The following is a 7,088-nucleotide window of genomic DNA, read 5'->3' on the forward strand; positions in this document are numbered from 1 at the left end:
AGGTACAGGAGGCGCCCGTCGCCGGGATCGGGCAGGTCGACGACGCGGACGACCCCGGCCCACTCCGAATCCTCCGGGAGCAGCTCCGAGAGCCGGTTCCGCGCGTCCAGGAGGAACTTCGCGTTCAGGGCGCCCATCCCTCTCCCCGGGTGGACCGCCATGTACAGCATGTCGGCCTCCACCAGGTCGTTGAAGAAGTGGGTCCCCAGGGAGACGTCGGGCACGACGTCCATCCCCACCCCGACGATCTCGCAGACGACCGACGCCGTGTTGATCTCGGCGAACGAGACCGGCACCCCCAGGGAGGGGGTGCTCGTCCCCCACCGGCCCGGCCCCATCAGAAGGACGTTCGGGGGACCGTCCCGCCGCGGCGCGTGGACGATCCGGCCGATCAGCCGCGCCACCGACGGGCGGTCTCGGAGCGGCAGGGCGGAATATTTCTCCGGGTCCACGTAGATCACCCGGTCGATGAGCGACAGGGAGCTCGGCCCGATGATCGGCCCCCGGGTCGAAAGGAGGAGCGCGTCGCGCGCGATCCGCTTCGGCGGCTCGACGATGTTCCCCCCCTCCCGCACCTGCAGGGGCCGGCACTGCACGAGGTTGATCCGGCACCGTCCGTCGGGGAGGAAGTTCGCCGTGAACTCGGTGTCGACCGGGTATTCGTAGGCGTCCCGGAGGATCCCCAGCATCTCCCGCATCTCCCGGACGAACGACGTGTCGGTCAGGAGCCGCTCGAAGGTGAGCACCCACCCTTCCGCCCCCGGCCGCGCCTCGTCCCCCCGCCGGGACAGGGCGCTGCGCCGCGCAGCGTACAGGTCGATCGGCAGGTCGGGCGACGCCCCGGCCACGGCGTCGAACGTCTCCGACGAGAACCGGTTCGCCCGCAGGTCCAGCAGGTCGACCCGCCGCTGCGCGTAGCCGCCCGTCCCGCGGTCGCGCCCCGACTCCGGGCGGCGCAGCGGGGCGTTGAGCGCCACCATCCGGGTGTAGTCGTCGTCCGCGCGGTCGACCGCGCGCGTCCCCAGCCCGAACACCAGACGCAGCACCCCGGCCTCCGGTTCGATCTGCTCGCTCCAGACGTACGGGTTGTACGACAGCCCCACCCCCGCCACCTGCGGGTAGAACAGGTGCCCGTGGACCGCCCCCGACACGCGCTGGACGAGGATCGCCATCTGCTCGTCCCGGTCGATCAGCCCCCGGTGCGACCGGTAGAGGAGCGCCTCGGGGCTCATCGTGCTGGCGTACACGGTCCGAACAGCGGAAAGGAACGTCTCGAGCCGCTCCTGCGGGGAGCCCTGGTTCGGGCAGAAGACGCTGTCGTACTTCCCGGTGAACGCGTTGCCGAAGCTGTCCTCGAGGAGCGAGCTCGACCGGACGATGATCGGCGACTGCCCGAAATATTCGAGCATCGCGACGAACTGCTCGACGACGAAGGCCGGGAAGGTGCCGGTCAGGACCCGCTCCCGCGCCACCGAAGCGCCGTCCATGAACGAGGCGGCGTTCCGCTGCACGCGCCGCGCGCGCCAGCAGCCGTTCCGGACGAGGAACGTGTAGAAGACGTCGGTCCCGATGAAATAGGAGTCGTGCGTCTCCAGCCGCTCCTTCCAGCGCGGGTCGGTCTTGCGCAGGATCGCGCGGGCGAGGAGCATCCCGACCGACTTCCCCCCGATCAGGCCGGTCCCGATCATCCGCTTCCGGATGGCGAGCAGGTCGGACAGGTCGAGCCAGCGGGAGGCCAGCGCCACCAGCCGTTCGTCCCGGATGACCATCATCCGCAGGAGCCGCCGGAAGATCTCGGTCGCCTCCCCCTCCGGGCGGACGCCGAGCTGGACCTCCTCGAGGACCTCCCGCGCCTGCAGCAGCTTTCGGTCCCACATGTCGAGCGTCCGGGAGACGGCGTCGACGCGACGTTCCGTGAGATCCACCAGCACCTCCGACAGCACCGCGCTCTCGGTCAGGGGGCGGAACGTCCCGCTGTCCCAGACGTGCGGAAGGTACATCGTGGGCGAGTGGCGCTGGTCCACCTTCAGCGGGTGGACGTACAGCCGGTCGTCCCTCCGGAAGACGTCGATCAGCATCTGCGTCGTCCCCCGGATGGCGGAGACGGCGTCGAACGAGTGGCAGTCGCGGAAGAGGGCGAAGTAGGTGAACGTCTTCATGTCGTACAGGTACGGGCAGGTGACCATGAAGAAGTTGCCGAGCATCAGGTCGCTGTACCAGTCGGCGGCGAGATCAGAGAGGCAGTCGAAGACGTAGAAGGCGCCGCGCCCCGCCTCCTCGATCACCTTGTGGATCCGGTCGGTGAACGTCTCGAACCCGACCTCGGTGCTCAGCCGGTGGATCTCGGCGCCGATTCCTTCCGGCACCAGCTCGGGGTGGCGGGCGAAGCGGAAGTAGACCAGCCGCTTACCCTTGGAGAGGGCGTCGGAGACGAACGGCTCGACGAACGGGAGGTAATCCTCGACGACGTCCACCTGCCAGACGATGTTGTCGCCGGGGAGGAGCCCCGTGAAGACCCGGTCGAGACCCGGGAGTCCTGTGCTCGGAGTTTTTTTCACCGGTTCGATGGTACCACCGAAACCGCCCGGACAATCAGCGTATGCTCGCGATGAAACGTCCTTGCCGAAATCCCCGGATTGCGTGCTAATCTCGATCGATAGGCCATTGGTGCCACCGTTGAACCACGTGTGGAGGCAAATGCCCATGGCATTGAAGATTCAGGATTTTATCGATCTCGAACAGTTTCAACTGCTCCAGGATCGGTTGAATGAAATCTGCTCGTTTCCATCCTCGATAATCGATTGCGACGGTCACATTCTTACCGCCACCGCATGGCAGGACGTATGCACGAAATTCCACAGGAAAAACAGTGAATCCAGAAAAGAGTGTATCAAAAGCGATCGATATATCGCGAGTCACCTTCATGAGGCAAATCCGGCGGTCAGTTACCGATGCCCCCATGGCCTCATCGACAATGCCATCCCGATCATCATCGAAGGCGTTCATTACGGCAATTTTTTTACCGGCCAGTTCTTTTTGGAACCGCCGGACCTGGACTTTTTCAAGGCGCAGGCGAAGAGATATGGATTTGATGAGGAACCGTACCTGGAAGCGGTGAGGAAGGTGCCGATCTGGACCGAAGAAAAACTGAATAGCTACCTGCTTTTCATCAAGGGATTGATCGATGTCATTTCCGGAATCGGACTGAAGAATCTCAAGGAAATGGAAGCACGGAGGAGAATACAGGAAAGCGATGACCGACACCGGGCCATACTCCAGACCGCCATGGATGGCATCTGGAAGACGGATATGCAGGGGCGCCTGCTGGAAGTCAATGAGGCGTATTGCCGGATGAGCGGCTATAGCGCACAGGAACTGATGGAGATGCGCATTTCCGACCTGGAAGCCGTCGAAACGGCAGATAAAACGGCCGCTCATCTCCGGAAGGTCGCAGCGCAGGGCGAGGGGCGATTTGAATCCCGGCACCGCCGGAAGGATGGAACCATTTTTGACGTCGAAGTCAGCGTCCAGTACCGCCCCATCGAAGGTGGCCAGTTTGTGGCTTTTCTACGGAATATCACCGAGCAGAAGCACGCGGAGATGGAACTGCGTGAAAGTCAGGAATTATTCACGCAGTATATCCGTCACTCCCCGATTTACACCTACATCAAGGAGGTGATGCCTACCGAATGCCGCGTACTGTATGCCAGCGATAATTTTCAGGAGATGATCGGCATTCCGGGTCGGGATATGACGGGCAGGACCATGGCGGAGCTGTTTCCGGCCGAATTCGCCGCAAAGATCACCGCCGATGACCTGGCCGTGGTTGCCGATGGGAAGGTGCTCAAACGGAATGAGGATTTGAATGGCCGCAACTACATCACGATCAAGTTCCCGGTCGTTCTGGGAGAGAAAACCTTGCTGGCGGGGTACACCATCGACATCACCGAGCAGAAGCGTGTGGAGGAGGAGAAGCTGGCCCTGGAACGGCAGGTGCAGCAGGCGCAGAAGATGGAAGGGCTGGGCGTTCTGGCTGGAGGGATCGCGCACGATTTCAACAACATCCTGATGGCCATCCTCGGGCACGCCGAACTTGCTCTCGAAGAGATCTCCCCTATGTCGGCCGCCCGGGGAAACCTGACCGAAATCACGACCGCAGCGCGGCGCGCCTCCGACCTGTGTCGGCAGATGCTGGCGTACGCCGGCAAGTCGTCCTTTTCCCTGGAGCGGGTGGGGATGCGGGAGCTGGTCGAGGAGATGGCGCACCTGCTGAAGACCGCGATCTCGAAGAAGGCGATCCTGAACCTGAACCTGGAGCAAGGACTTCCGTCGATCCAGGGGGACCCGAGCCAGATCCGTCAGGTCGTGATGAACCTGATCATCAATGCGTCGGAAGCGATCGGAGACCAGAGCGGGGTGATCACGGTGTCGGTGGGCGCGACCCGTTGCGACAAGGAGTACCTGCGCAAGACGGAGCTTCGGGAGGATCTTGCCCCGGGGGTGTATGTGCACCTGGAGGTGACGGATACCGGCAGCGGGATGAACGCCGAGACGCGATCCCGGATCTTCGAACCGTTCTTCTCCACCAAGTTCACGGGACGCGGGCTTGGACTGGCCGCCGTGCAGGGAATCGTCCGCGGGCACAAGGGGGCGCTGAAAGTTTACAGCGAGCCGGGGAAAGGGACGACGTTCAAGATCCTCTTTCCGGGGTCGGACGAGACGGGGACCACGGCGCGGACCGATGACTCCTCCCCCCTGGCGTACTGGCGGGGAAAGGGAACGATCCTGCTGGTGGACGACGAGGAGAGCCTGATCGCCTTGGGGGCGCGGATGCTGGAGCACCTCGGCTTGACCGTGCTGACCGCGGCGGACGGACTGCAAGCGGTGGACCTCTACCGGGAACGCGGCAAGGAGATCGACCTGGTGCTGATGGACCTGACGATGCCGCACATGGACGGGGCGGAGGCGTTCGGCGAATTGCGGCGGCTGAACCCGGACGTGCGTGTTGTCCTTGCCAGCGGGTACAGCCACGAGGATGTACGATCCCGTTTCGCGGGAAAAAATCTCGACGGGGTGTTGCAGAAGCCGTACACCGTTTCGAAGCTGCGGGAAGCGCTTGCCGGGCGGATGCCAGGGACGAAGGCGTAACCCCGACCAACCGCCGCAAAGGAAACGGCCCTCCGCGGGGCGATTTCCCCGCGGAGGGCCGCGTGTCGCGCGGTCTGTTTCCTCCTACTTCCCGTCCGCGGCCTTCCGGTAGTAGTAGCCGTCGACCATCGCGGTCACCAGCCGCCTGTCCTCCGTCACCACCAGGTAGACGTGCAGCGCCGTGAAGGAGAGGAACAGCCACATGATCAGGGTGTGCCAGATGCGCACGAACACGGCGTCCCCGAAGACGGCGAACACCGCGGCGAACTGCGCCGGCCAGTAGAGGGCGAAGCCTAAGAGCGACTGGACGACGGAAACCGCGAACAGCAGGAAGTAGCCGAACTTCTGAAGCACGTTGTACTTCTCGTACGCCGGCTTCACCCGGTCGATGTGGAGGTAGTACCGGACGATCGGGCCGACCTCGGAGAAGTCCAGGAGCCCCGGCATCGAGACCTTGTGCTTCCCGAGGGCGAAGAAGATGTAGGTGTGGTACACGCCGAGCGCCACGAAAAGGTAGCCGGATACGATGTGGAGGAACCGGGCGTTCTGCATCGCCCCGAACACCGAAAACCCGGGGTAGTGGATCTGGAGCCCCGACAGGACCAGGAACACCGTGTTGACGGTGTGCGCCCAGTGGGTGAACCGCTCGTTCCCGTCGTGCTTGTAGTACCGCTCTTCCGCCATCGGACTCTCCCCGTCAGACGACCCGGAACGCCTTCACTTCGTTGGTGGCCGGGTGGATGATGTGGACCGCGCAGGCGATGCACGGATCGAACGAGTGGACCACGCGCAGCACCTCGAGCGGCTTGTCGGGGTTGGCGACCGGCGTCCCGACGAGCGCCTCCTCGATCGGTCCGCGGACCCCCTTGTGGTCCCGAGGCGACGCGTTCCACGTGGTGGGGACGACGCACTGGTAGTTTTTCAGCCGCTTCCCCTCGATGGTGCTGTAGTGCGCCAGGGCGCCGCGGGGGGCCTCCCACAGCCCGATCCCCTGCCCCTTCTCCGGGACCGCGTTCAGCGCGTACGTCTGCGTCTTGCCGGCCTTCAGGTTCCCGAGGAGCTCTCCGGTCCAGTCGATCATCCCGTCGATGATCAGCTTCGTCTCGAGAACGCGAGCGGCGATCCGGCCCAGCACCGACAGCAGCACTTCCGGGTGCCCCGCCTGGCCGAGCGCCTTGAGGGTCCCGTCCACCATGGATTTCACCTTCGCGTTCCCCGAGAGGTAGGCGACCAGCACGCGGGAGAGGGCCCCGACCTCCATCGGCTGATCCTTGATCCGCGGGGCTTTCAGCCACGAATATTTCGTGTCCCCCATCTTCGTGAACTTCGGCTCCGTCTTTCCGTCCATCGGCGCCCGGTTCCCGGACTCCGCCGTGAACCAGGAGTGGTCGACGTACTCCTTGACGTCCTTGCCGTCCACGTCGACGACCGCGAGCTTGCCGCCGAAGATCGCGCCGCGCGGCAGGACCCGCTTCTTCGGGTCGAACGAGGCGTCCTCGAAGACGCCCCACGACAGGTAGTTCCCCACCCCCTTGCCGATGCCGGCGTACTTGATGTAGTAGGGGGCGATCGCCAGCACGTCGGGGAGGAACACCGTGTCCACCCAGTGCTGGATCTTCTTCAGGCGCCACAGGACGTTGTCCATCACCTCGACGGTGGGGACGAACGTCGTCCCGCCGGGGGGCGTGCTCATGTGCATCGGCATCTTTCCGCCGAGCTGCGCCACGACCGCCGACGCCTCCTTCTGCATCTCCAGCGCCTCGAGGTAGTGGGCGACCGCGAGCAGGTTCAGGTCGGGCGGCAGCTTGTATTCGGGGTGCCCCCAGTATCCGTTGGCGAACGGACCCAGCTGCCCGCTCTCGACGAACTTCTTCACCCTCGCCTGCACGTCCTGGAGCGACTTCTCCTTCGGCTTCGCCTGGAGGGCGGAGACGACGTCG

4 protein-coding genes are annotated in these 7,088 nt (G+C 64.3%); 1 reads left to right on the plus strand and 3 read right to left on the minus strand.

What is annotated here, in order from left to right; genetic code table 11:
- The coding region (locus tag HZB86_11575; GenBank protein MBI5906162.1) for a pyruvate, phosphate dikinase at positions 1-2,558 on the minus strand (2,558 nt) is incomplete at its 3' end.
- A 145-nt stretch (positions 2,559-2,703) separates the two neighbouring features.
- Here HZB86_11575 and HZB86_11580 point away from each other — a divergent pair.
- Complete coding sequence (locus HZB86_11580) at positions 2,704-5,148, plus strand: PocR ligand-binding domain-containing protein (GenBank protein ID MBI5906163.1); 2,445 nt, start codon at positions 2,704-2,706, stop codon at positions 5,146-5,148.
- A gap of 84 nt (positions 5,149-5,232) precedes the next feature.
- Here the strand turns inward: HZB86_11580 and HZB86_11585 are convergent, their stop codons facing one another.
- Together HZB86_11585 and HZB86_11590 are read right to left on the minus strand one after the other, a co-directional pair.
- On the minus strand, positions 5,233-5,832 hold the full coding sequence (locus HZB86_11585; GenBank protein ID MBI5906164.1) for a cytochrome b/b6 domain-containing protein: 600 nt from the start codon (positions 5,830-5,832) through the stop codon (positions 5,233-5,235).
- A gap of 13 nt (positions 5,833-5,845) precedes the next feature.
- On the minus strand, positions 5,846-7,088 hold a 1,243-nt coding region (locus HZB86_11590; GenBank protein MBI5906165.1), incomplete at its 5' end, for a nickel-dependent hydrogenase large subunit.

It is taken from the genome of Deltaproteobacteria bacterium, assembly GCA_016234845.1.
In the GTDB taxonomy this organism is placed as follows: Bacteria; Desulfobacterota; Deferrimicrobia; order Deferrimicrobiales; family Deferrimicrobiaceae; genus JACRNP01.

Excerpts from the sequence above, each read along its gene's own strand:
- HZB86_11580 (MBI5906163.1), top strand. The coding sequence starts at position 2,704 with ATGGCATTGAAGATTCAGGATTTTATCGATCTCGAACAGTTTCAACTG.
- HZB86_11585 (MBI5906164.1), bottom strand. The coding sequence starts at position 5,832 with ATGGCGGAAGAGCGGTACTACAAGCACGACGGGAACGAGCGGTTCACC.